The organism is Tropicimonas sp. (genome assembly GCF_047971885.1).
GTDB lineage: Bacteria > Pseudomonadota > Alphaproteobacteria > Rhodobacterales > Rhodobacteraceae > Tropicimonas.
Genome location: NZ_JBKEAE010000184.1, coordinates 1 through 23,528, shown reverse-complemented (window position 1 = coordinate 23,528; position 23,528 = coordinate 1). Strand labels below are relative to the sequence as shown.

At 63.5% G+C, this 23,528-nt stretch carries 27 protein-coding genes; 4 read left to right on the top strand and 23 right to left on the bottom strand.

The window, feature by feature from the left end; all coding sequences use genetic code 11:
• Positions 1-39 precede the first annotated feature (39 nt).
• The 17 genes from cysE to ACK5IR_RS15680 all read right to left on the bottom strand — a co-directional run bounded on the left by cysE (position 40) and on the right by ACK5IR_RS15680 (position 15,261).
• Complete coding sequence (cysE, locus tag ACK5IR_RS15760; RefSeq protein WP_416930151.1) at positions 40-849, bottom strand: serine O-acetyltransferase; 810 nt, start codon at positions 847-849, stop codon at positions 40-42.
• A 139-nt stretch (positions 850-988) separates the two neighbouring features.
• Positions 989-1,696: a DUF2793 domain-containing protein gene (locus ACK5IR_RS15755; protein WP_416930149.1), complete on the bottom strand. Its 708-nt coding sequence runs from the start codon at positions 1,694-1,696 to the stop codon at positions 989-991.
• Positions 1,689-5,615, bottom strand: coding sequence for a baseplate multidomain protein megatron (locus ACK5IR_RS15750; protein WP_416930147.1), 3,927 nt, complete (start codon positions 5,613-5,615; stop codon positions 1,689-1,691). Before ACK5IR_RS15750 ends, ACK5IR_RS15755 begins: the two co-directional genes overlap by 8 nt.
• Positions 5,615-6,073: an NlpC/P60 family protein gene (locus tag ACK5IR_RS15745; protein ID WP_416930193.1), complete on the bottom strand. Its 459-nt coding sequence runs from the start codon at positions 6,071-6,073 to the stop codon at positions 5,615-5,617. The genes ACK5IR_RS15750 and ACK5IR_RS15745 overlap by 1 nt, the downstream gene beginning before the upstream one ends.
• Complete coding sequence (locus tag ACK5IR_RS15740; RefSeq protein WP_416930145.1) at positions 6,066-6,986, bottom strand: DUF2163 domain-containing protein; 921 nt, start codon at positions 6,984-6,986, stop codon at positions 6,066-6,068. The genes ACK5IR_RS15745 and ACK5IR_RS15740 overlap by 8 nt, the downstream gene beginning before the upstream one ends.
• Entirely contained in the window at positions 6,986-7,615 is a 630-nt protein-coding gene (locus tag ACK5IR_RS15735) for a TIGR02217 family protein (RefSeq protein ID WP_416930143.1), read from the bottom strand. The genes ACK5IR_RS15740 and ACK5IR_RS15735 overlap by 1 nt, the downstream gene beginning before the upstream one ends.
• A 20-nt stretch (positions 7,616-7,635) precedes the next feature.
• Positions 7,636-8,298: a phage tail tape measure protein gene (locus ACK5IR_RS15730; protein WP_416930141.1), complete on the bottom strand. Its 663-nt coding sequence runs from the start codon at positions 8,296-8,298 to the stop codon at positions 7,636-7,638.
• The gene (locus tag ACK5IR_RS15725) at positions 8,288-8,485 is read right to left on the bottom strand and encodes a phage tail assembly chaperone (RefSeq protein ID WP_416930139.1); all 198 of its coding nucleotides are present in this window, start codon (positions 8,483-8,485) and stop codon (positions 8,288-8,290) included. The genes ACK5IR_RS15730 and ACK5IR_RS15725 overlap by 11 nt, the downstream gene beginning before the upstream one ends.
• Positions 8,486-8,489: 4 nt before the next feature.
• On the bottom strand, positions 8,490-8,813 hold the full coding sequence (locus ACK5IR_RS15720; protein ID WP_416930138.1) for a gene transfer agent family protein: 324 nt from the start codon (positions 8,811-8,813) through the stop codon (positions 8,490-8,492).
• 2 nt (positions 8,814-8,815) lie between these two features.
• Positions 8,816-9,229, bottom strand: coding sequence for a phage major tail protein, TP901-1 family (locus tag ACK5IR_RS15715; RefSeq protein ID WP_416930135.1), 414 nt, complete (start codon positions 9,227-9,229; stop codon positions 8,816-8,818).
• Positions 9,230-9,265: 36 nt separating this feature from the next.
• On the bottom strand, positions 9,266-9,676 hold the full coding sequence (locus ACK5IR_RS15710) for a DUF3168 domain-containing protein (RefSeq protein WP_416930133.1): 411 nt from the start codon (positions 9,674-9,676) through the stop codon (positions 9,266-9,268).
• A complete protein-coding gene (locus tag ACK5IR_RS15705) occupies positions 9,673-10,014 on the bottom strand; it encodes a head-tail adaptor protein (protein ID WP_416930191.1) in 342 nt (113 codons plus the stop codon). The genes ACK5IR_RS15710 and ACK5IR_RS15705 overlap by 4 nt, the downstream gene beginning before the upstream one ends.
• 2 nt (positions 10,015-10,016) lie before the next feature.
• Complete coding sequence (locus ACK5IR_RS15700; RefSeq protein WP_416930131.1) at positions 10,017-10,616, bottom strand: head-tail connector protein; 600 nt, start codon at positions 10,614-10,616, stop codon at positions 10,017-10,019.
• A 164-nt stretch (positions 10,617-10,780) separates the two neighbouring features.
• Entirely contained in the window at positions 10,781-11,956 is a 1,176-nt protein-coding gene (locus ACK5IR_RS15695) for a phage major capsid protein (RefSeq protein WP_416930128.1), read from the bottom strand.
• A gap of 27 nt (positions 11,957-11,983) precedes the next feature.
• On the bottom strand, positions 11,984-12,559 hold the full coding sequence (locus tag ACK5IR_RS15690; protein WP_416930126.1) for an HK97 family phage prohead protease: 576 nt from the start codon (positions 12,557-12,559) through the stop codon (positions 11,984-11,986).
• A 24-nt stretch (positions 12,560-12,583) separates the two neighbouring features.
• The gene (locus ACK5IR_RS15685) at positions 12,584-13,771 is read right to left on the bottom strand and encodes a phage portal protein (RefSeq protein WP_416930124.1); all 1,188 of its coding nucleotides are present in this window, start codon (positions 13,769-13,771) and stop codon (positions 12,584-12,586) included.
• Between the two features lie 146 nt (positions 13,772-13,917).
• Positions 13,918-15,261 (bottom strand): DNA-packaging protein, encoded by a 1,344-nt coding sequence (locus tag ACK5IR_RS15680; protein ID WP_416930122.1) that lies wholly within the window; start codon positions 15,259-15,261, stop codon positions 13,918-13,920.
• Positions 15,262-15,292: 31 nt separating this feature from the next.
• Here ACK5IR_RS15680 and ACK5IR_RS15675 point away from each other — a divergent pair, with 31 nt between their 5' ends.
• Positions 15,293-15,715, top strand: a complete 423-nt coding sequence (locus ACK5IR_RS15675; RefSeq protein WP_416930120.1) for a hypothetical protein — start codon at positions 15,293-15,295, stop codon at positions 15,713-15,715.
• Between the two features lie 14 nt (positions 15,716-15,729).
• Here the strand turns inward: ACK5IR_RS15675 and mltG are convergent, their stop codons facing one another.
• The 5 genes from mltG to fabD all read right to left on the bottom strand — a co-directional run bounded on the left by mltG (position 15,730) and on the right by fabD (position 20,578).
• Entirely contained in the window at positions 15,730-16,884 is a 1,155-nt protein-coding gene (gene mltG / locus ACK5IR_RS15670) for an endolytic transglycosylase MltG (protein ID WP_416930118.1), read from the bottom strand.
• Positions 16,884-18,146, bottom strand: coding sequence for a beta-ketoacyl-ACP synthase II (gene fabF, locus ACK5IR_RS15665; protein ID WP_416930116.1), 1,263 nt, complete (start codon positions 18,144-18,146; stop codon positions 16,884-16,886). Before fabF ends, mltG begins: the two co-directional genes overlap by 1 nt.
• A 192-nt stretch (positions 18,147-18,338) precedes the next feature.
• Positions 18,339-18,572, bottom strand: coding sequence for an acyl carrier protein (locus ACK5IR_RS15660; protein WP_416930114.1), 234 nt, complete (start codon positions 18,570-18,572; stop codon positions 18,339-18,341).
• 293 nt (positions 18,573-18,865) lie between these two features.
• Positions 18,866-19,603: a 3-oxoacyl-[acyl-carrier-protein] reductase gene (fabG, locus tag ACK5IR_RS15655; protein WP_416930112.1), complete on the bottom strand. Its 738-nt coding sequence runs from the start codon at positions 19,601-19,603 to the stop codon at positions 18,866-18,868.
• A gap of 33 nt (positions 19,604-19,636) precedes the next feature.
• Positions 19,637-20,578: an ACP S-malonyltransferase gene (gene fabD, locus ACK5IR_RS15650; protein ID WP_416930110.1), complete on the bottom strand. Its 942-nt coding sequence runs from the start codon at positions 20,576-20,578 to the stop codon at positions 19,637-19,639.
• A gap of 175 nt (positions 20,579-20,753) precedes the next feature.
• Here fabD and ACK5IR_RS15645 point away from each other — a divergent pair, with 175 nt between their 5' ends.
• On the top strand, positions 20,754-21,950 hold the full coding sequence (locus ACK5IR_RS15645; protein ID WP_416930108.1) for a cytochrome b/b6 domain-containing protein: 1,197 nt from the start codon (positions 20,754-20,756) through the stop codon (positions 21,948-21,950).
• 53 nt (positions 21,951-22,003) lie between these two features.
• Here the strand turns inward: ACK5IR_RS15645 and ACK5IR_RS15640 are convergent, their stop codons facing one another.
• Positions 22,004-22,597 carry a YceI family protein gene (locus ACK5IR_RS15640; protein ID WP_416930106.1) on the bottom strand — a complete coding sequence of 198 codons (594 nt, stop codon included), beginning with the start codon at positions 22,595-22,597 and terminating at the stop codon, positions 22,004-22,006.
• 259 nt (positions 22,598-22,856) lie between these two features.
• Here ACK5IR_RS15640 and rpsF point away from each other — a divergent pair, with 259 nt between their 5' ends.
• Together rpsF and rpsR are read left to right on the top strand one after the other, a co-directional pair.
• Positions 22,857-23,213, top strand: coding sequence for a 30S ribosomal protein S6 (gene rpsF, locus ACK5IR_RS15635; protein ID WP_416930104.1), 357 nt, complete (start codon positions 22,857-22,859; stop codon positions 23,211-23,213).
• A gap of 29 nt (positions 23,214-23,242) precedes the next feature.
• Entirely contained in the window at positions 23,243-23,470 is a 228-nt protein-coding gene (gene rpsR, locus ACK5IR_RS15630) for a 30S ribosomal protein S18 (RefSeq protein ID WP_416930102.1), read from the top strand.
• Positions 23,471-23,528 lie beyond the last annotated feature (58 nt).

The window sequence follows — 23,528 nt, the reverse complement described above, 5'->3', positions numbered from 1 at the left end:
CTGCGCCGCACATGACGGACCGGATCGCCATAAATGGCCCTAGATTTCCTCGCCCGACAGCAACTGATCCATTGTAATCGCGGGTTCGGCGCATCCGGCTGCTCCGACGACACGTGCCGGAACACCGGCAACGGTCGTCTTGGGCGGAACGTCTTCAAGCACAACCGATCCGGCGGCGATCCGGCTGCAATGGCCAACCATAATATTGCCGAGCACCTTTGCCCCGGCTCCAATCAGGACTCCATTGCCGATCTTCGGATGCCGGTCACCATCTTCCTTTCCCGTTCCACCCAGCGTAACCGAATGCAACATCGACACGTTGTCGCCGACCGCGGCCGTTTCACCGATCACGATGGAATGTGCATGGTCGATCATGATGCCACGCCCCAAACGCGCCGCCGGGTGGATATCGACGCCGAAAATCTCGGAAATCCGCATCTGGAAAAAATAGGCCAGGTCAGTTCGGCCGTGGTTCCACAGCCAATGGCCCAGCCGATATCCCTGAACCGCCTGGTAGCCTTTGAAAAACAGGATGGGCTGCAGGAACCGGTGACAGGCGGGATCGCGTTCGTATGTTGCAACCAGATCTGCCCGTGCCGCCAGGCCGATCTCGGGGTCCGATGAATAGGCCTCGTCGGCGATTTCACGCAGGATTTGTTCGGACATCTCTCCGGACGAGAGCTTCATCGCGGTGCGATAGGCAAGCGCGCATTCGATCGTCGTATGATGAAGCAGGCTGGTATGTATGAACCCGCCCAGTAACGGTTCCTGAACAACCGCTTGCCGTGCCTCGCGGGTGATCCTGGCCCATACCGGATCAATACTGGCGAGCGTCTCGACGTTCTTCATGACCCTCTGCTTCCCCTGACTTGGACACAAGGAGAAGATACGGGAACGACGCCAGATTGGAAACCCATCGTCGGATCGCGCAGGGCGTCTTCGTTCAACTCGACGTCATTGATGCCCCACCCGATCCGACTGGCCGGCCTCAGATCGGCAGCGCGATACGATAGGTATGAAGTGCGAGCTTCAGCCGTCCACCATAAAACTCGCCGCCGATTGGCGAAAGCAGCGGTCGCCGGTTTGTATAATAGGTCGTCGGCTGCGACAGGATACCGGTGCAGTAGGAACCTGTGGCGAGCCCCATGCCCGAGCCGAACTTGGCCGGTTCGTCGGACAGTCCGAGGCTCCAGGTTCCCAGGCTACCTGTGATGTCCTCGAAAACCCGCGCCGAGCAGGCAAAGACCATCGCGTCTTGCGGGATATCGAGGGGGATTTCCTGGGTCCCCGGCAGCGTGATCCGATAGTCCAGTTCATCGATACCAAAGAGCGACGCGGCACCGTTTCGGGCAATGGCCGTAACATCGCAGTGCCAGGCTCCATCATGGAATGTCGCCGTGCAATTCTCGTCCGATATCCAGGCTTTCCAGCCGGTACCAGGGATAGCGAAAATCCAGCCACCATTGCTGTAGACGGCAATGCTTCCGTCGCGGCCGCTCCAATCGCCGGTCGCTCCCGTCGGCACCGCATAGCAGGAGCCGTCAACCCCCACCTCGGCGGGAGCCGACACAGACCGGGATAACAACGTCAGTTGCGTCAGGGAATCCAGGCGAACCAACGCTTCGTTCACCGTGACATGCTTCTGGGCCTGGCTGGGTTGCAACAGCGGCAACCCGAGGTTTGCGGTTTCAGACATTGATCTCGATCCTTCTGAATGGTCCGGCACCGTACCGCTCGGACATTTGCGCAACACGGATCTCAAAGGGGGCACTCAGCGCATCTTCGCTGCGCATGTCAGCGGAATAGCTCCACTTGGGCTCATCCGGCAGCGCTTCGCGGCGAATCCGACCCGCACTCGAAATCTGCAACAGGTATCGCTCCGATTCCTCGCCCAGCGGAACCTCATAGGAGGCCCAACTGTCACCGTCGATTCTGGTCCTTCGGATCCAGCGGATCATCAGACTTCCATCATCGACGGCCTCGCATCGCAGGTGTGCCGGCGAATAGGGTCGAAGGCCAGCACCATCGAACGCCGAAGCAAGATGCAGATACGAGGGATCATCATATGAACGCCCGGCAGGCCCGATCAGATAATGACGCTCCAGTCCTCGTTCGGCCGCAGACAAGTCGATCTGAGCGGCCGATCCGTTCAGTAGTACGGCGGTACTTCCAGCGGGCCAGACATCGGGCATCACGCCATCCGTCCCTGCCTGTCCGCGCAGGCGCCCCGATACCTCATAGGTGTCCGGACCGACCAGCACAGCCTTGCGAAACTGGAGGATCTCCCAGCACTGGGTCGCTGGATCACCGATCGCCAACTGGTTTGCGCCAGCAAGCAGTGCATTCGTTTCGGCAGAAGATAACAACCCTTCACCGATACGCAGCCGCAGCGGTGGCCCATTGTCGAACAAGCCGGGTGCTGCGGCGTGCAACGGCGTTTCGGTTGCTCCAATGGTCGTGCGCGCTCCGATCAGGGTGTTCAGCCTGTAGCCCTCCCCGGTCGCGGACGAATAGATCGCAACCTTGCCCGGCCACGGGTGCGCCGCAATGGCTACATGCGGGGCAACCGGATCTTCACTGCCCGAAAGCAGCGGAATGTCGAGAAAAACCGGATAGACAGGCAAGGCGGCGCTGACCTCCCTCGCTGCCGTGATGGTCTCTGCTTGCCCACTTGCCTGATACAGGTCGGGTTCTACCCGAACAGCTTCGAGCACCTGCGCCTCGCCCAGTTCAGCCTGATCCACGCGATAGGCACCTGCATCCGCTGCACCGGTGAGCCTTATCGTGTCGCCTGCGCCAACGGATTTCTGTGACGGCGGCAAGGCCAACCTCACACGGTCCCGCGCGACCCGCGCTTCCGAAAGCCAGCGTTCCACAACCGCCGTGCCTTCGGCGGCGCTCATGCACAAGGGCAGCTCCGTTGTGGCGACGGTCTGGTCCTGCTCGTCGGGAAAAATCGCCTCCGCAGATCTCGTCGCAAAATCCCCCTCAGCCTCGATAAAGTTCAATCGGACACGCCCTGCCATCTCGGCCGCGGGAGATCTCAGATATTCGACCTTTCCGTCCAGATCGTCGGCGACCGCAACCCTTTCAGACTCTATCTCCACATCAACTGCGGAAATTCTCGATCGAAAACACAGCGCTCCTTCCCGTTCGAAGGAATCGAAACCGCCGGCAAGCGCCAATGGTTGCAATGCCGCGCGCGCTGGTGCCACATCGCCGATCGCGTATCCACGCACGAGACCGTAAAGCTCGCTGACATCGACACCTGGCAATCCGCTACTGGAGCAAATCTCGGAAACCACGGCCGCAAGCGATTCCGATGTGGTACGTCCGTTCAGCCAGTGACCCTTGAGGTAGTTTTCGCCGTCGCTCCACACATCGTTGCGCGACGGAAAGGCAGGATAGGGCCGTGCGTCCCATGCCCAGACATGGGCTCGGGACATATCGACCATTCGATCCCCATAGACCGTCGAAACCGGGTTGTTTTCGGGATCGTTCCAATAGCCGTGCAATGCCCGAAGATATTGTTGCTGCAAGTAATCGTCGCGCATGCCATTCGAGTGATAGGGATAACCGGATTCCGAGGATTTGGGATCGACGAACTTGTTGGGCTGGTTGGTCGCCTTATCGACTGCCGCGCACCCCAGTTCGGTAAACCAGACTGGCTTAGATTCCGGAGCCCAAGCGGTCGGGATACCCTCACGAACACCCGCAACCCGATTGTAGTGCGGCCTGCTCCACCAGTTCACAATATCCTTGTAGCGAAACACCCACGGCTCGGAATGGGCTGCATCCTCTATCGGAAGGCGAACCTGCGCATCACGGCCATCCGCATCGGCATAGTACCAGTCATATCCTTCTCCACCACAGATGTTCGATTTGAGGTAGTCGATATTGTAGATGCTCTTCCAATGGGCATCGCTGTGTCCCGAGCCATCGCGCCAATCGGAAACCGGCATGTAATTGTCGATGCCGACGAAATCGATGTTGTCATCAGCCCACAGCGGATCGAGGTGGAAGAACACATCGCCCGACCCATCGTCCGGTTGAAATCCGAAATATTCGCTCCAGTCGGCGGCATATCCTATTTTCGTCGTGGCGCCGAGGATCGTCCTGACTTCGGCTGCCAGATCCCTTAGTTCCTCAACTGCGGGAAACGAATTCTGCGACCCCCGGATCTGGGTCAGTCCGCGCATTTCCGATCCGATACAGAATGAAACGACACCGCCCGCCGCCGCGCACAGGTGCGCATAATGAAGAATGAAACGGCGGTATGACCACTCGTCCGCACCGGAATACTCGACGGTTCCGTGCGACACGGAAAAATCGCTTGCCCGGGCGCTTCCGAAGAACTGCCTCACCTCCAGGACCGCAGCCTCGCTCCCATCCGCAGACCCGGCAATGCCGGCGGCACGCGATGTGGTAATGCGTCCGCGCCACGGCAAAACGGGCTGCCCGGCATCTCCGGTCCACGGATCGGCAAGCGTGTTTCCCGCCATCTGTTCCATCAGGATGAACGGATAGAACATCACGTCCTTGCCGCTTTCGGAAATTGCCCGGATCGCCTCGACAACCGATTGATCGGACGGGGTGCCGCCATAGACGGGTCTGTCGTCGATCCGCACTACGGTTTCCGCATCCTCTCGGGCAAGCCCGCCGACCCGCCACGGCATTCCGGTTCCATCGGTGTGGGATTGCTCGACCTTGGGCACCAGGTCACAGGACGGACACCGCAGGTCATTACCGAACCACGACACGACCAGTGACACGGACTTGCATCGCGGCAACTCCAGCCCCAGATGCTCCAGCGACGTCGAAAAATCGGTCATGCCGCTCACCGAATGGACGTTCGCAGACTTGTTCCATCCAAATCCCGAAGAATAATGAACCGGCGTGGTCGCGAGTAAATATTCGCCGGTGCCGGGTATTAACGCGACCGCCTCGATGGTCTCCGAAAGGCTCCTGCACTCTTCAGGAACGCACTCCGCCCTGGTGGCGCGTATCACCTCGAACGAAAACTGCGGCACGCGGTTTCCGTAATTTGCAAGCTGCAAATCCTCGAAGACGACATAAGCCGTGCCGCGATAGGCAGGAGCGTTCCCGATGCCTTCGACCGCCTCGATCTTGGGATCGGGTTCCTGTTCCACGCTGCCCGTGTAGACGCGGAAATCCAGATCGTCGCCGCCAATTTCCATTCCATCGGCCCAAATACGCCCGATCCGCAGGATTTCACCCTCACAAAGGGCAATCGCCAGGCTCACGGAATAGCTGTATTCTCTGGCCTGCGCACCACGTCCGACACCCTTTCCGCCGACATCGCTGGTCGAGACGTGTTCGTTGAAACGCGAACTCCAGATCACCTGCCCGGCAATCCGCATGCGACCGTATACATCCGGAATGGCAGCACCTTCGCTCGCGCCGGTCAGACGGTATCTTTCCAGCCGGCCAGTCTCGATCACCTCGCTGCCGGTACCGATGATCGCCTGATCGATCATTCGGCCGACGGTCGCGCCAATGGCACGGCCGATCATGGCGGTTGAAATACCGAACGCGGTTCCACCAAAGGCACCGCCCACCGCCGCACCAGCGGCAGAAAGCAAAATGGTTGCCATTACTCACCTCCTTCGGGAAACTCAAAAGCCGCAACGATCTTTCGCCGCCATGGATCGGTCAGGCAGCTCTCGATCACGCCGTGGCCGCTGTAGGCGTGAATGAACGTCCATGTCCTGCCACGGGAGGCCGCGATCGCAACATGTTTGGCAATACGATCCGCACGCATACGAAACAGCAGCACATCGCCATTCCGGAAATCATCGGCAGCTGCGCGCTGCCGGAGGTTGCGACCGGCCGCACACCACAGGCGTTCATGTTGTCCCGCCTCGGACCAGTCGGCAGTATAGTCCGGCACCGTTTCAGGCTCGCGCCCGTATAGTGTGCGCCAGACACCACGCACCAGCCCCAGACAATCCGCGCCGCTCCCCCGAACAGATGCCTGGTGGCGATACGGGGTTCCGATCCATGATCGCGCGATCCCGACAATATCGTCCCGCTTCGTGAAATCCTCATTCATCGAATTGGCCAGCCCCGCCGAAAATGCTGCCACCATCATTCTCGTCCGATGATCTGGGATAGGCCGTAAGCCAATCTTCCCCGGGCACGTGAGGGAATCCGCCGAAATTCGCCATGTTGTTGAACCGGTTGCGGCAGGTTGCTGCCCGCTTGTTGCATCCCGCTTCGACACGAACCTCATCGCCCGCGGCAACGGCGCAGCGCAATCCGTGCCAAAGATCTATCTGGCGCATGCCTCCGGACAGTCGGTCAGACTTGATGATACCGACCAGTCCCGTCGCCGTTCCGCTTACCACGCTCAGGCGCCCCTTTTCGAACCAGCGCGCCGGATACTCCTCCAACGTATCGAAACAAAACTCCCGCCCGTCCGTGGCCCCGGCAACCTGAACGACCTTCGAATATTCCGGGGCGTCTGCGTCGATGCCACAGGATGCATCGCCGAATATCGCGGTGCAGCCTCGTTGAAAGGTTCTTCCATGGGGGGCGTTCAGTGCCTCGGTCAGGCTTCGCAATTCCGCCCAAAATTGGCCGCCGCTTCGGGTCACTTCGCCTAGCGACCCCGAAAACTGCAACATCCGTTCCGTCGTATCGGTCCAGTTAACCAGCCACAGGAGCACCTCGGCGTGATCGTAGCGGCCGGCAAGGATATCCGCCTCGCTCATCGCCATATCACTCAGCGTGCCGAGTGCTTCACTGTTATCGACCGCCATCCCCGTTGTCGTGGCAAGGGTTCGTGCCGCCATCCCGCTTGATGCGGCGAAGATCGTACCATCGAAACCCAACGCCTCGTCGTGGTCGGTAAAGCCCATGGTCGCCCCGTCCCGGCGGATGATCTTCCAGCAGCGGCAAACGGTTGTGGTTCCGCTTTGCAGGTGTTCGATCAGGCGCCTTGCGGGTTCAGTACGAACAGCCATCAGACACGCACCTCGACCACCGGAACGTCGGGTACCTCGCCCGCCTGAAACGTCACTACCGAGGCCCGGATGCTGTCGGTATCGAACCGCACCGGCACGTCGAATTCGAATCCGGCGGAAATCGCCGCGCCAACGTCAGGTGCGACGGCAAGGCTGACAATGCCGGTGGCGGTGTCGACCGTCCATTCCGGGGCGGGAACCTCGGCACCGTCCACTGCAATGACAACGCTGCCGGCGACCGGCTTGGTGATCGGACGAATGTACTCGGCCTCGCCTGAACGATAGGTCTTGACCAACTGAAACTTCGTTGTTCCGCCATCGCCCGCCCCGATCGGCTGATCGAAAGGTGAAACCGCCTGCGAGGGTAACCCGCTGCGAAAATCCGCCCAGTCCTTCCAACGGAACCCGAACAACTGCCCCCGGCGGGCCTCGAAGAACGCAAGCAGTTCCTGCAGGTCGTCGAGCGACCGCAGCCCCAGCCCGGCGTCGTAGCGACGACGCGAGTGTTTCCACGGCGTATTACGCTCCTCGAAACCGTTGGCCAGTGTGACGATCTCGGTCCTTCGCTCCGGTCCGCCGATCGAACCAAAGCCGAGTGACGTCGGAAATCGTACTTCGTGAAAACTCATGTCCGTACCTTTCGATCAGCCTAGCGATTTCGCTGCCCGAGCGTCAGCGCACGGTTCACCCGTGCCGCGATTTGCGACTGGCTGCGCTGAAACCCCGAGACATCGGGGGTCGATATGTTCATCACCACCTGAACCGGGCGCGTGCCGGTTCCTTCGGTTGCAACACCGAGCCGGCCATCGGCACCACGTGCCAGCGGCATGATGGCTTCGGGGCCGGCCTCGCCCATCAGGCCGGTTCCGCCGCGCATCGGAAAGGCGGTCGGCGCGGTCACGACGCCCCCTTTGGCAAAGGGCATCACGCGCCCCTGGGCAAAGCTCGCACCATCCCTGAAGGCGGCGGCACCGATCCCGGCAAGCCCCTGGCTCAGGATGCTCCCGAACTGGCTGGTAACCGGCTTGATCGCCGCCGAATAGGATGCATCGATGATCGACGATGCGACGGTTTTCATCGCATCCGACAGCTTCATGCCATCGAACATCAGCCCGTCGAACGCACGCCGCAGGTTTCCGCTGATGCTTGAGGAAAGCGATCCGACGCTGCTGCCGGTTCTCAGCGCGCTGCCCTGCATCTTGCGCAATTCCGCATCGAACAGGCCAACCAGCGATCCGGCCGACGACAGCGTTGTCGTCAGTGCATCGACCTGCAAATCGAAATCTTCGATCCCCTCCGGATCAATCGTCATCGTAGTGCCCTTTCGTCAGATCCGGATAGCGGCGCGCCAGATCGGCAAGCCGCGCCCGCGTCAGCAGGGGCTGCCCGGGGTCGAACCCCAGCATCAGCAGCAGTTCTGCCGGCGTCAGTTGCCAGAATTCCGCCGGCTTCAACCCCAGCCGCCGCACTCCGAGGCTCATCAAACCCCGCCAGTCCATCGGGTCACTCGCCGGCCGGCGGCAGCGCGAACGCCCGCGCCAGAAGCTGCGCTGCGGCCCCGGCCGCACCGGCGACACCGCCGCCGATCTCGGCGGTACGCAATTCGGCAAGCGTGCCCGACCAGCCGCCCCCGCGAAGCCCCGCGATCACAACAGCCAGCACGTCGCGCGCCGAAAACCGGCCGGCCTCGAACCGCGTGACCAGCGTCAGAATCGATCCTTCGCCAAGCTCGGCCTCCAGTTCGGCAAGCGTTCCCAGGGTAAGCTTGCAGACCCTGGGCTCACCGTCGAGATGCAGCAACACCTCGCCTCTCCACGGATTGGCCATGGTCAGATCGCCGTAAAGTTCAGCGCCCCGGCCGACGCCATCGAAAGCTCATAGGTCGCCTCACCGTTGTAGCTGCCGGCATATTCGATCGAGGTGATCTGGAACGGCCCTTCGATGATGCCGAAATCCGGAATGATCACCTGAAACTGCGGCAGGGCCGCATCGAAGAAGAGCCGCCGCGCACGCTCGTCGGTTGCATCGTCCTTGAAAACACCGGAGCCACTCAGCGATGCGCTCTTCACACCCGCCCCGGACAGCAACTCGCGCCAGCCGCCCGCGCTGTCCAGATTGGTCACGTCGACCGTCTCGGCGTTGAAACTCATCCGCGTCGCTCTGAGCCCCGCCACCGTCTCGAATTGGCCAAACCCATTCATGTCGAGCTTGATCAGCAGGTCTTTCCCCGATTGCGCACCCATGTGCATTCTCCAGTGTTCGAGATTTCTTTTGATGGATCAGTCGTCTTCGACCCGCGCTTCGAAGCGCAAATCGATGCGTCGCTTGCCTTGCGTGCCCGCCCTGCGCGCATCGGCCCGCAGGAACTGCATCCCGACGACCCTGCCGCGCGCCAGTTCCGGACGGGCATCATCCAGCGCATCCGATACCGCTCCGGCAATCCGCTTCGCGCCGTGAAATCCGGCGGCGCCGCAAACCACGCTGACCGTGAAGCGGTGGCGGGCGCCCTGCCCGGTCTTGTCGCCGGCGGCCAGGCCAACCTCCGGGCCGAGAGTAACGTAGAGATCTGGAACCGCGCCCGCCGGCGCCTCGTCAAAGACGTTCGGGCCGACCAGCTCGGCAATCTTCGTGTCGTTGACCAGCAGGCCATAGATCGCCGTCTGAAGCGCGGCGGCTACCCCATAGCTCATGTCGAGACCTCTTCTTCGCGCGCAAAACACGTCAGGTAGCGGCCATGCGCGTCGGCATCGGCCACGGCCAGAATGTGAAAACAGCGGCTTCCTTCACGAAACCGCTGGTCGGGCCGCGGGCGCCGGGGCGAGCCGGCCGGCGCCGAGCGTACGATAACCCGGTAGGGAACTGACGAAACCGGCAGCGCATCCGCTGCACTCTCCCGCCCGCTTCCCGCAGTCACCTGCGCCCAGACCGATCCCAGCGCCGCCCAGGCATCGACGTAACCGCCCGCACCGTCGGGTGTGCGCTCCAGCGCCTCCAGCACAAGCCTGCGGGTAAGCTCCGGGGATGACACGCTCATATGCGCCCCCCTCCCATCAGGCGGACGTTACGCCAGCGATCCACCAGCGACGACACGCCATAGGGCATCACCGCGCCGCCAACGCGCATCTCGTGCCGGTATTCGTAGTAATAGGCCGCAAGCAGCATCACCGCCTGCGCTAGGTCCGCCGGCACTTCGGCCCAGGTCGGGCCAAACCCCGCAGTGAATTCGATCAGCACGGATCCCTGCGGCGGGATGGTCGGCAACCTCGCGGCCCGCGCAACCAGGGCGGGCCGGTGCGTGTCCTGCTGCAAGCGGTATTTCGATGGGTCGACGATCGTCTGCCAATCCAGGCAATCGATCATGCGAACCGCTCCGATCGCGCTGACCGGGGCAATCGGTATCGTCTGCGCCCGGCCATCGCGCCAGGCGATCAGCGTCCAGGTGAAATCCCGTTCCAGCAATGCCTTTCCGGTCCACGCCTCGACTGCGGCAATCGCCGCCCGCAGGAACGTTTCCAGCAGGCTGTCTTCCGCGCCGTCGTCGGCAAACCCTGTTCCCAGGCGAAGGTGATCCCGAAAATCCGCAACAGGTAGTGCAGAAGCAGGCACACTGGTCTGCTCGACAAGCATCATCAAATTCTCCGAAGTGATCTTCCCCTCGGGGGATCGGGTGACAGGTGCGCGCCCCGTGTCGCTCGGACGGAGGGGAGCAGCTGGACAACACGGCGAGTGGTGGTCGTGGCGCGCACCTGCCGACTGCCCCGGTCAAACACCCGGGGAAGTCTGCTGCATCGAAATCAGACGGACGAGAACTTCAGCACCTTGATGGCGGCAAAATCGCTGACATCTCCGCCAACACGTTTCGTCGCATAGAACAGTACATGCGGCTTGGCCGAAAACGGATCGCGCAGCACCCGCAGGTCGGGACGCTCGGCAACGGTGTAGCCGGCGGCAAAATCGCCGACCGCAATCGCGCAACTGTCCGGTGCGATGTCGGGCATGTCTTCGGCGATCAGAACCGGATAGCCGAGCAGGCGCGCGGGTTCTCCGGCCGCAAGCCCGTCGGACCACAGGAACCGCCCGTCGCTGTCCTTGAGCTTGCGCACCGTGCCGGCTGTTTTCGAGTTCATCACGAAGCTCGCATTGGCGCGGTAGACCGCGCCCAGCGCATAGACCAGATCGATCAGCGCGTCGGCGCTGCCGAACGCGCCATCGGCACCACTTGCCACGTAACCCAGCGCCCCCCACGTCCAGGCGTCGTTGCCCACCACCGGGTGGCTCAGAAATCCGGTGGGCTTGTCGATGCCATCGCCGTTGACGAAAGCCGCCGCCTCGGCGCGGGCGAACTTGTCGGCGATCCGTTCCGCCAGCCAGCTGTCGATGTCGAAGGCACTGTCATCGAGCAGCCGCTGGCTCGCCTTCGGCATCGCCGAAAGCTCGTGCAGCGGAATGGTGATGCGCTCGATCTGGGGCGTGTCCGTCTCGATGCTCGAAGCGGTCTCGGTTGCCCATCCGCTTCCCAGTTCCCCATGATCGATCAGCACGTCGAACGATGTCGCCTCGACGTTGACGACATTGGCAATCGACCGGATCGAGGCGCTCGATTTCAGCACGCCCTTGATCATCGCCGAGGTCTCGGGATCGACCAGATATCCACCATCGGCCGCAACTGCGGTCGACATCGCCTTTCCCTCGAATTCCAGTCCGCGCAGGCCATCGTCGTCACCCGAACGAAGGTAGGTTTCAAAGGCCTTCTGGTGGGGTGCCCCGGCGCTTTCGGCGGCACCGGCAAGGGCGGGTCGCCCGGCAATCAGGGATTTCCGATCCAGCATGGTCAGTCGCTCTTCCTGTTTCTGAAGCTTCGATTTGATTTCGGCGTGAAAGTTTCTGAAATCGCTCAGAAACCCGATCATCGCCGCATTGAATTCGGGCGCAGGCCGCCCGTCCCGAGCCTTGGTCTCGGATGTACGCATCACAGGGATCCTTCCAGGTGGGGATGATTAGGTTGTGGCGGGTCTGTCGGCCGCCAGGTCGTGGCGGGCCGCTTGCAGCGCCTCCGCCAGTTCACGCATCGGGTTGCTGTCCGGGCTTTCCGCCTTGGCGCCTACCCGCGCTTCGGGAAGCATCGGAAAGGTGACAAGCGACACCTCCCAAAGCTCCAGATCGTGCAGCAAACGGCGCCCGCCGGCATCCTTCTCTGCACGCTTGGTGCGATATCCGATCGAAAGCCCGTCGATGGCACCCGCCTCGATCAGCGCCGCCGCTTCGCGGCCTTTCTCGATCTCGCGCAGGATGCGACCCCTGACATAAAGCCCGCGCTCGTCTTCGCGCACTTCGTCCCAGACGCCGCTCGGCTGTGCCGGATCGTGCTGCCACAGCATCTTGACCCGGCGCCCGGCCGCCTCGAGCGCCCGCAGCGAAGCACCGTAGGCGCCGGACTGCACGATATCGCCGCCCTGATCCACCCTCCCGAAAAGCGAGGCATAGCCGGCGATTTCCGATCCGTCCCGTACCGCAAGCGTTGCGTCGAACTGGCAGAACTTCCGTTCGAGCCCGCCATTCAATGTGTCTGTCATCATCCGGATTTCCTTGTTCGGGTCTCACTCATCGTTGGGAAGCGGCGGCAGCCCCAGCAGCGCACGCTTCTCGCCGTCGGTCAGGAACGACGCGGCGCCGATCCGCGCCCACTGCCCCTCGCGTTCGCTGCTGAGCGCCGAAATCCTGTCCAGATCGGGTTCGAGGTTGGCGGGCGGCAGGTCGAAGCGGCCGAGCCAGGCCGAAATCGACGCCACCGCCCGCGTCGCCAGCGGAAGCACCGTCAGGCGATAGAAAGCCCGGTTCGCCTCCTGATAGTTGGCATAGGTCATGTCACCGGGAATGCCGAGCAGCATCGGCGGCACACCGAAGGCGGTCGCGATCTCGCGGCCGGCGGCGATTTTCGTTTCGTGAAACTCCATATCCGCGGGCGAAAATCCCATCGGCTTCCAGTCGAGCCCGCCCTCGAGCAGCATCGGCCGGCCGGCGTTGCGCGCGCCCTGATGATGGAGCTCCATCTCGCTCAGGAGCCGGTCGTACTGATCGGCACTCAGCGTTCCCGGGCTGCCATCCGAACTCCGGTAGACGATGGCACCCGACGGGCGCGCGGCATTGTCCAGCAGCGCTTTCGACCAGCGCGAGGCGCTGTTGTGCACGTCGATCGCCGTCGCCGCCGCCTGCATCGGCGACATGCCGTAATGGTCGTCCTGCGGGTGGAAGCTCTTGAGATGGCAGATCGGTGGCGCGGCTCCGGTCATTTCGAACCTGTGCTTTCTGCCGCTCACCGCATATTCGTAAGCAACCGGCCAGCCGTCGGCACCCGGAACGATGCTCATCCGCTCGCTGCGCAGGACATGCAACTCATAGGGGGTCACCCCGTCACCGACCGCTTCGAGGTACCCGTCACCCGACAGCAGCAACTGCCCGTAGAGCGCTTCCAGCAGTTCGGCCCTCCCCTGGGCGGGGTTCGGACGCGCCAGAAGGTCGGTGATCGGATGGGTGTCGTAGCGGCGTTTTCCATCCTGACAGACAAGCGGCACCGCCGCTGCCGCCTCGGCGATCAGTTTCACGCAGCGAAAGCCGACCGGATTTCCGACAAAGCCGGTTCTGGTCAGCGATGCCGTGTCGCGCGGCGACCAGACGATACGCCCCGCACCCTGCCACGACACAATCGGCCCGGCGGCCGAGGCCTTGCGCTCCGGTATCTCGGCCGGGTCGGATGTCGCCCCCGACCGACGCAGGAATTCCAGCATGCTATCGTACTCCTGTTGTTTCTGTCTGTGCGCTGCCAGACCCGCGCGCTGCGGCCCCCTGCCGGATGGCAGGGGGCGGGCATGGCGAGGATCGGGGCGCCGAAATCCGGCAGCCGCGCATCCCCACGCACCGCGCGTGTGATGGGCTACAGCGTCCGGATCGACGGTCGTCTGAATTGTCCGCCTGGCACAATCATCAGTTCGGTCAGCGCCCAGACCAGCGCATCCAGCCGGTCCGGCGACCCCTTGCCGTCGTATCCGCGTGTGGACATCCGGCACATCTGGTCTTCCAGTTCCGCAAGGTGGCGCAGATGATGCACGCGCCCCTGTTCGTAAAGTGCGGCAACCGGCTCGGCCCGGGCTGCCTTGCCGCGACTGGCACGGACGGCGCGAAAGGGAAGCAGCGGATCGATCTGGTTGAGGACCGTCTGCACCAGATCGCCGCCCTGATTGACCTCCGCCACCAGCCGCTCGGCATCGTGGCGGTCGCGCGCGGCAACTGCCGCACGGGCCCAGGCCATCGGCGATGCAGCCGCGACGCTTGCATCTTCCAGCACATAAGCCTGCCAATGGCGCGGATCGCCCCTTGCCGATACCCCGACGACAACGATCCCGCATTCGTCCGACCCGTCGTGCCCGGTCACCGGCGGGTCGATCGCAACGATAATCCGGTCGAGCACCGGCGCCGCTTCGACCCGCGATGCCTCTATCGTTCTCGGCGTCCACAGCGCACCGTCGGTCTCCTCGACCAGAACGCCATCAAGTTCCTGTCGCCCGAGCCGCGTGCCGGCGTATCGGCTGCGAACCTCTTCCAGAAAGCTCCCGGCCAAATTCGCCCGGTTTGCCTCGGTCGGCGCCGAGGTCACAACCGTCGAGTCGCGCTTGAGCAGTTCCTTCAGAACCGCCACATCGCGCGGGGTCGTCGTCACGCATTGCTGCGGATTCTCACCCAGCCGCAAACCGAATTGCAGCATCGACCAGGCCTCCCCGGCCTTCCGCCACTTGGCAAGCTCGTCAACCCAGGCGCAATCGAACTGCGGTCCACGCAGGCTTTCGGGGTCGTGGGCCGAAAACACCTGCGCAATCGCGCCGTTGGCCCAGACCAGACGCTTGCGTCCGGCCTGCCAGACGGGGCGGCGGTCCGGCGGAGAGCAGGCAAGTATCCCGCTCTCCCCGAAAACCATCACCTCCCGGACCTGATCGACCGTTTCGCCAACCAGCGCCACGCGCCGCGCACGGCCGGGATCGCGCGGCGTCGCACCCTCGACCCGCGCGCGGACCCATTCGGCACCGGCGCGGGTCTTGCCCGCGCCGCGCCCGCCCAGAATCACCCAGGTCTTCCAGTCGCCCGCCGGCGGCAACTGGTGCGGCATCGCCCAGAACTCGAAGAGCCAGGGCAATGCCGCCAGGGCGTTTTCGCTCAACCCGTCAAGAAACGCCCGCTGCACCTCTCGCGGCCCGCAGACGAGCCATTCTGCGCCCGATCTCATCGCGGGCCCCGGCAAGGTCGAGAGGCTGCTCATGAACATCCCCGACGAGCTTGCGGCGAAGCTCTTCGACATTACGCGCCTCCTCCATCATGGTGATCGAAGCTTTCCGCATCTCGGACAGAACCGGCGAAAGCTTCTTCGCGCGGTCGGTTTTTCCCTCGCCGACCTCGCGGATGATATCGGTGAGCTGTTTCGAGCCGCTCCGATAGAGTTCCATTGCCTGGTCGAAAAACAGACCGGTACCGTTCCCGTGAAATTCGGGCTTCAAGCTGTTATCCATTTATTGAACCTGCTCTTTCTCATGCCTCCGCACGAGCAAATGAAAAAGCACCGCGATCTTTGCGATCCGGTGCTTGCCCATTTCTTCCAGCTTGATCTGTTTCTACTTTGGACCGTTCGCCGAGTCAAGAGAACTCTGCCCGCCCGGCGCGCCCAGCGCACGCCAGGTTACTGATTATTAACCTTTTCCTACTGCCCCTGCCGCTGCGCCTCGATGGCCCGCCAGCGCTGGACATTGCGGTTGTGCTCGTCAAGCGTTGTGGCAAAAACGTGGCCGCCGGTCCCGTCCGCAACAAAATAGAGGTAATCCGAATCCTCGGGATTCAGCGCTGCCTCTATCGACGCCCTGCCGGGGTTCGCAATTGGTGTCGGCGGTAAGCCCTGAACGACATAGGTGTTGTAGGGCGTTGCCCGGCGCAACTCGCTCTGGCGCAGGCCGCGCCCCAGAACGCCCCTGCCCTCGGTCAGCCCGTAGATGACCGTCGGATCGGTCTGAAGCCGCATTCCCTGCCGCAGCCGGTTGACGAATACACTTGCCACCCGGCGGCGCTCCTCCGGAACGGCGGTCTCCTTTTCCACGATCGACGCAAGCGTCAGCGCCTGCTGCGGGTCCTCCACCGGCAGGCCGGGGGCTCGCGCGGCCCAGAGATCGTTCAGGATACCCGCCTGACGGTCGCTCATCTCGGCGATCAACCCGCTTCGCGACGCGCCGGGCGTCACCTCGTAGCTGTCGGGGGCAAGCGTCCCTTCCAGCGGAACCTGACCGATCTCGCCATCGAGGAAGCTAGCGCGCGCCAACGCATCGACAACCTGCCAACTCGTGACACCTTCAGCCAGCGTCACCCGGAACCGCGTGCCCGGGCTCGCCAGGACCGACTCCATCACCCCGGGCGTCGGGTCGCTTCCGGGGTCGTAGCTTGCAACCTCGGTATAGCCCTGTGTTGCCGGATCAAGTTCGCGCACCAGCATGTTGCTGCTGTTGACACCGATCCGGTAGTTGATTTCGGTGCCGCAGGTGCTGCGTCCGCTGGCTGTCACCGCCTCGATGATCTGGTCCATCGATGCACCGGCCGGGACCACGAAGCTACCGGCCTTCAGCTTGTCGGCCCGGTCCGAATACTCGGCACCCAGCCGGAAGATCGTCGCGTTCGAGATCGCGCCGCGCTCTTGCAGTTGCTGCGAAACCGACGCCATCGAAGCGCCCGGTGCGACCATGACGCAAATCGCATCGTCAAGCGGCCCGGTGCCGGCATATTGCGCACGGCCCCAGGCAAAGGCACCCGCGGCCGCCAGCATCAGGACGACGAGAACCGTCAGCGCGTTGGAGGCGATCGCCCTTGCCATCAGGCGCCGGCCCGGCCGATCACGAGGCTGGCATTGGTGCCGCCGAATCCGAACGAGTTGGTCAGCGCAATGTCGATCCGGCGTTCGACCTTGCGGTTCGGGGCAAGATCGATGGCCGTCTCGCGCGCCGGAGTATCGAGGTTGATCGTCGGCGGCGCGACCTGGTCGCGGATCGCCAGCAGGCAGAAGATCGCCTCGGCCGAACCTGCCGCCCCCAGCAGGTGCCCGATGGACGACTTGGTGGAAGACATCGTTACCCGGCCGGCGGCATCGCCAAGCAAACGCTCGACCGCGCCAAGCTCGATGGTATCGGCCATGGTCGATGTGCCGTGGGCGTTGATATAGTCGATATCCTTCGGCTCAAGCCGCGCCCGTTTCAGCGCCGCCCGCATCGAACGCTCGCCGCCCTCGCCGTTTTCCGATGGCGCGGTGATGTGATAGGCATCGCCCGACAGACCATAGCCGAGAATCTCGCCATAGATCCGCGCGCCACGCGCCCTGGCATGTTCGTATTCCTCCAGCACCACGATACCGGCGCCCTCGCCCATCACAAAACCATCGCGGCCCACATCCCACGGGCGGCTCGCCGTCTGCGGTGCGTCGGCGAATTTCGTCGACAGCGCCTTGCAGGCATTGAACCCGGCAATCCCGATCTCGCTGATCGGACTTTCGGCACCGCCGGCGACCATCACATCCGCATCGTCCAGCGCAATCAGCCGCGCCGCATCGCCTATGGCGTGGGCACCGGTCGAACAGGCCGTCACCACCGACACGTTCGGCCCCCTGAAACCGTAGCGAATGCTGACCTGGCCGCTGACAAGGTTGATCAGCGATCCGGGAATGAAAAAGGGCGATACCCGCCGCGGTCCCTTTTCGTTCAGCAGCACCGCCGTATCGGCAATCGTCGTCAGCCCGCCGATGCCCGAGCCGATCAGCACGCCGGTGCGCAGGCGGCTTTCCTCGTCCTGCGGCCTCCAGCCGGCATCGTTCACCGCCTGCTCGGCGGCGGCGACACCGTAGAGGATGAAGTCGTCCACCTTGCGGCGCTCCTTCGGCTCCATCCAGTCGTCGGGATTCATCGTGCCGCCCGAGCCGTCGCCGAACGGGATTTCGCAGGCGTATTTCGTTGTCACGCGCGATGCGTCGAACCGGGTGATCGGGCCGGCACCGGATTGCCCGGCCAACAGGCGGTTCCAGGTCTCCTCGACACCACACGCAAGGGGGGTAACCAAGCCCAAGCCAGTGACAACTACTCGCCGCATCTCAATGTACCTCGGTTCGATTTTCGACTTTCGGGCGTGATACACGCGGCGGCAGGCCCGCGCAACACAACCTGTCGCCATCGGCACGCGAACGCCGCCACGCACCCCTGTCATCCGGTCGGCCGGGCGGCACCGCAAAAGAAAATGGCGCCCCGAACGGAGCGCCATCCAGACCCTTGCGGGAATGTCGGATCAGGAAGCTTCGGTGATGAACTTCACCGCGTCGCCGAAGGTCTGGATCGTCTCGGCCGCATCGTCGGGAATCTCGATGCCGAACTCTTCTTCGAAGGCCATCACCAGTTCCACGGTATCGAGGCTGTCGGCCCCCAGATCGTCGATGAACGACGCGCTTTCGGTCACCTTGTCCTCGTCGACGCTCAGGTGCTCGACAACAATCTTCTTCACGCGATCGGCGATGTCGCTCATGTCACTTCCTCTTGCCTTGGGGCTTTCACCCCGTTGTATCCAATGCCCGGCTACGGGCGATTTCCCGTTTGTCCCACGGGCGATTACGTCCCGTCGCTGGTGGGGCTTGTGACCTGACCGCCCGCATTTGGCAAGTGCCGGTCAAAAATCTGCGCCGCCTTTACCATGTCCGCCTGCAAAAGCAAACGCTTTGACGCGCGATCCGTTAGCGCCCACCACCGACTCCCCGCACCATGGGCGAGCGGCACCGATTTCACAAGACCGGCAGCCGCGCCCCGGCGGAGAATCCCGTCTCAGAGCATCGCCATCCCGCCGTTCACATGGAGCGTCGCGCCGGTAACATACCCCGCTTCGGGGCTGGCAAGGTAAAGAACCGCAGCGGCGATCTCCTCGGCGGTGCCCATGCGGGCGGCGGGGATTCTGGCGTTGATCGCGGCCTTCTGCTCGTCGGTCAGACTGTCGGTCATCGCGGTGGCGATGAACCCCGGCGCCACTGCATTTGCGGTGATGCCGCGGCTCGCCACCTCGCAGGCGATGGATTTGGTCAGTCCGATCATCCCCGCCTTCGACGCGGCATAATTCGCCTGCCCGGGGTTCCCGGTTGCCCCGACCACCGACGAGATGTTGACGATACGTCCCCAGCGTGCCTTCATCATCGGCCGCATCACTCCGCGACAGAGCCGCATGGTCGACGTCAGATTGACCTCGATCACCTGCGCCCATTCGTCATCCGACATCCGCATGAAGATCTGGTCGCGGGTGATGCCCGCGTTGTTGACCAGAATATCCACCCCGCCCATGGCCCCGATCGCCTGCTTGGGCAGGGCATCGACCGCTGTCGCATCGCTCAGGTTGCACGGCAGAACGTGGGCGCGCTCGCCCAGTTCGCCGGCCAGCGCCTCCAGCGGCCCGGTCCGGGTGCCCGACAGCGCCACCGTCGCCCCCGCCTCATGCAGCGCCCTGGCGATCGCCCCGCCGATCCCCCCCGAGGCCCCGGTCACCAGCGCCTTCCGGCCCGTCAGATCGAACATCCCGCTCTCCTTTCGCTATATGTCCCGCCGCGCTCAGCCGCGAACGCTTTCGGCCGCGTCCTTCACGTCCTCCGGCGTGCCCACCGCGCGTGTGGCCACCGACTTGTCGATCCGCCGCACCATGCCGCTCAGCGCCTTGCCGGCGCCGATTTCCCACATCTCGTCAACGCCCTGCGCCGCCATCCACAGGACGGATTCGCGCCAGCGTACCGAATGGGTCACCTGCTCGACCAGCAATTCCCTGATCCCCTGCGGGTCGGTCACCGCCGCCGCCCGGACATTGGCCACCACCGGCACCCTGGGCGGTTCGATGTGAACCTGCGCCAGCGCCTCGGCCATCGCATCGGCGGCCGGGCCCATCAGGGCGCAATGGAAGGGTGCGGAAACCGGCAGCAGGATCGCGCGCTTCGCACCCCTGCCCTTCGCGATCCCGATCGCGCGCTCGACCGCCGCCTTGTCGCCCGAAACCACGACCTGCGCCGGATCGTTGTCGTTGGCTGCCGCACAGACACCGCCTTGGGCAGCCTCGGCCGCGACCTCCTGCACCGTGACCAGATCGAGCCCGAGGATCGCAGCCATCGCGCCCCGCCCCACCGGAACGGCCTGCTGCATGGCGCGTCCGCGAATCCGCAACAGCCGGGCGGTATCCGCCACGCTCAGCGCCCCGGCCGCCGCCAGCGCGGAATATTCACCCAGCGAATGGCCCGCCACAAAGGATGCCACCTCGATTCCGACCCCTTCGGCCTGAAGCGCGCGCAACGCGGCGAGCGAGGTCGCCATCAGCGCCGGCTGGGCGTTTTCGGTTAGCGTCAGCGTTTCGATATCGCCCTCCCAGATCAGGCCCGACAGGTCCTGCCCCAGCGCCTCGTCCACCTCGTCGAACACGGCCTGCGCCTGCGGATAGGCATCGGCAAGCGCCTTTCCCATGCCGATCGTCTGGGCGCCCTGCCCCGGAAACACAAATGCGCGGCTCATGCCCTCATCCTTCGGTTTGCTTTTTCGTGACGCCGGTCTAGCGCCTCGGACGATATCCCACAAGCGATGCGGCGTTCGCCGCCGTCCGCACAGCGGCTGTGCGGTGGCTCGCATGGGCATCACCGGCGTGCCGGTCTACCCCGGTCTTCGATACACACCTCCCAACGGAGCCGACATGGCATTGCATAATTCCCCCACCCGCTACGGTCTGGTCGCCCGCAGCCTGCACTGGTTCGTCGCGCTGCTGATCGCGATCCTGCTTCCGCTCGGCTTCGTGGCCGAAAACTGGCCCTACGACACCGGCGAAGCGCTTCGGCAGAAGATGTGGCTGTTCAGCCTGCACAAGACATTTGGCGTGACTGTCTTCTTCCTCTCCCTCGCACGGATTCTCTGGGCGGCGGTCCAGCCGCACCCCCTTCCGCTCAACGGCGAGCGGCAGATCGAAACGACCCTTGCCCAAACCGTGCACTGGCTTCTCTATGTCTGCCTGGTGGCGGTCCCGCTGACCGGATGGATCGACCACGCCGCAACCGAAGGGTTTGCCCCGATCTGGTGGCCCTTCGGCCAGTCGCTGCCGCTGGTGCCCAAATCCGACTCCGTGGCGCATATCTTCGCCGCGCTGCATTTCGCATTCGTCATCCTGCTTGTCATTGCGCTCGGCCTGCATGTCGCCGGGGCGCTGAAACACCACCTGATCGACCGCGACGCCACGTTGCGGCGGATGCTGTTCGGCACCGAGGCCGCCGGCCCCGAGCCGGCGCGGCACCGCCGCGGCCCGGCCATCGCCGCCGGTGCGATTCTGATACTGGCCATGGGCGCCGGAATCCTCTCCGGTCCGGACACGCCTGCAACGCCGCAGGCGGCAGATCCGGTGCAGGCGGCGGCGAGCGGATGGCAGGTCAGGGAAGGAACGCTTGCCATCACCGTTCGCCAGATGGGATCGGACGTGACAGGCAGCTTCGGCGACTGGCAGGCGGCGATCGCCTTCGACGAGGCCGCAACCGGCGGCAGCCTGGGAACAGCCGAAGTCACGGTCGCCATCGGCTCGCTCACGCTCGGCTCGGTCACCGATCAGGCACTGGGCGCCGAATATTTCGATGCCGGGCAATTCCCCGCCGCAACCTTCCGCGCCGACCTGTTGCCCGGCGAAGGCGGGGATTACCTCGCGCAGGGCTCGCTGACGCTGCGCGGGGTCGAAATGCCGATCAAATTTCCCTTCACCCTCGCCATCGAGGGCGACACCGCCCGGATGAGGGCCAGCACGTCGCTCGACCGGCGCGATTTCCACATCGGCGACACCCAGACCTCCGAGGGCACGTTGGGTTTCTCCGTCGGGGTGGACATCGACCTGACGGCAGAACGCAGCCGGTGATACCCGCTCCGTAACAGGCCGCCGGTAATCCCGGCGGCCTGTCGGAGTACCGTTTACTCGGCTTTCATCGCCTCGATCGAGATCCGCACATCGATATCGTCACCGATGGCGGGCGCGAACAGCCCGAGCCCGAAATCCGACCGTTTCAGCGTTGTCGTCGCGTTGAACCCGGCCCATTCCTTGTTTTCCATCGGGTGCATGCCGGCCGCGTTCAGCTTCGCCTCCAGCACCACCTCCTTTTCGGCACCGTTCATGCTCAGAACGCCGGTGATCCTGCCGGTTTCCTCGCCGGTCACTTCGATTCCGGTCGATTTGAAGGCGATCAGATCGCCCTCGCTGGCTCCGAAGAAATCGTCCGCCATGAAATGCCCGTCCCGGGCTTCCCAGCCGGTGAACATGCTCAGCACGGGCAGCGCGACGCTGACCGAGCTTTGCGCCGGGTCCTCCCTGTTCCACTCGATCTCGCCGTCAAAGCCCGAGAACATGCCGGTTGTGGTCGAAAAACCCATATGCGTATAGCTGAAGACAACCTGGCTGTGGCTCGGATCGAGAACATAGGTCTCGGCCGTTGCCACCAGCGGGCCGGCCAGCAAAACCGCGCCTGCCAGCATGGCGGTTCCTGCGGTGGATTTCAGCGATCTGTACATTGTCGTGATCCTTGAACTGTGAATGTCCGATAGTGACCGGCGGAAGATCGGGCAGATACCCCGGCAAGGGAACCTGCGCCGCCGCACAGTCGTATGCCGACAGGCGCGCATAGCGGCGCTTGCCGCTTGCGCGCTATCGCCTTCTGGACTAAGAGCGCACATCTCCGCAAACGGATTATTACCAGCGGCGCCTCTCGTGGCGGGGTGCGGAGCACGAAGCCCCCCTTTGAAGGCCGCTATAGAAACGAAAGGCAAACGCATGCCGCTATACGAGCATGTCTTCATCGCGCGCCAGGATCTGTCCAACGCGCAGGCCGAAGGGCTGATCGAACATTTCTCGACAGTCCTTTCGGATAACGGAGGCAAGGTCGTCGACCAGGAATACTGGGGCGTCAAGACCATGGCCTACAAGATCAACAAGAACCGCAAGGGGCATTACGCCTTTCTCCGCACCGACGCACCCGCGCCGGCGGTACAGGAGATGGAGCGTCTGATGCGCCTGCATGAAGACGTGATGCGCGTCCTGACGATCAAGGTCGAAGGGCACGAGGAAGGCCCCTCGGTCCAGATGCAGAAACGCGACGATCGCGACGACCGCCGTCGCGAACGCCGTTAAACCATAACCTGAGAAAAGGAGCTCAAGACATGGCTGCAAAACCGTTTTTCCGCCGTCGCAAGGTCTGCCCGTTCTCGGGTAAGGACGCGCCCAGGATCGACTACAAGGACACGCGCCTGCTGCAACGCTATATTTCCGAGCGCGGCAAGATCGTCCCTTCCCGTATCACCGCCGTCTCGGCCAAGAAGCAGCGCGAACTGGCCCGCGCCATCAAGCGCGCCCGCTTTCTCGCCCTGCTGCCCTATGTCGTGAAGTAAGGAGACCTGATCATGCAAGTCATCCTGCTGGAACGCGTGGCCAAACTGGGCCAGATGG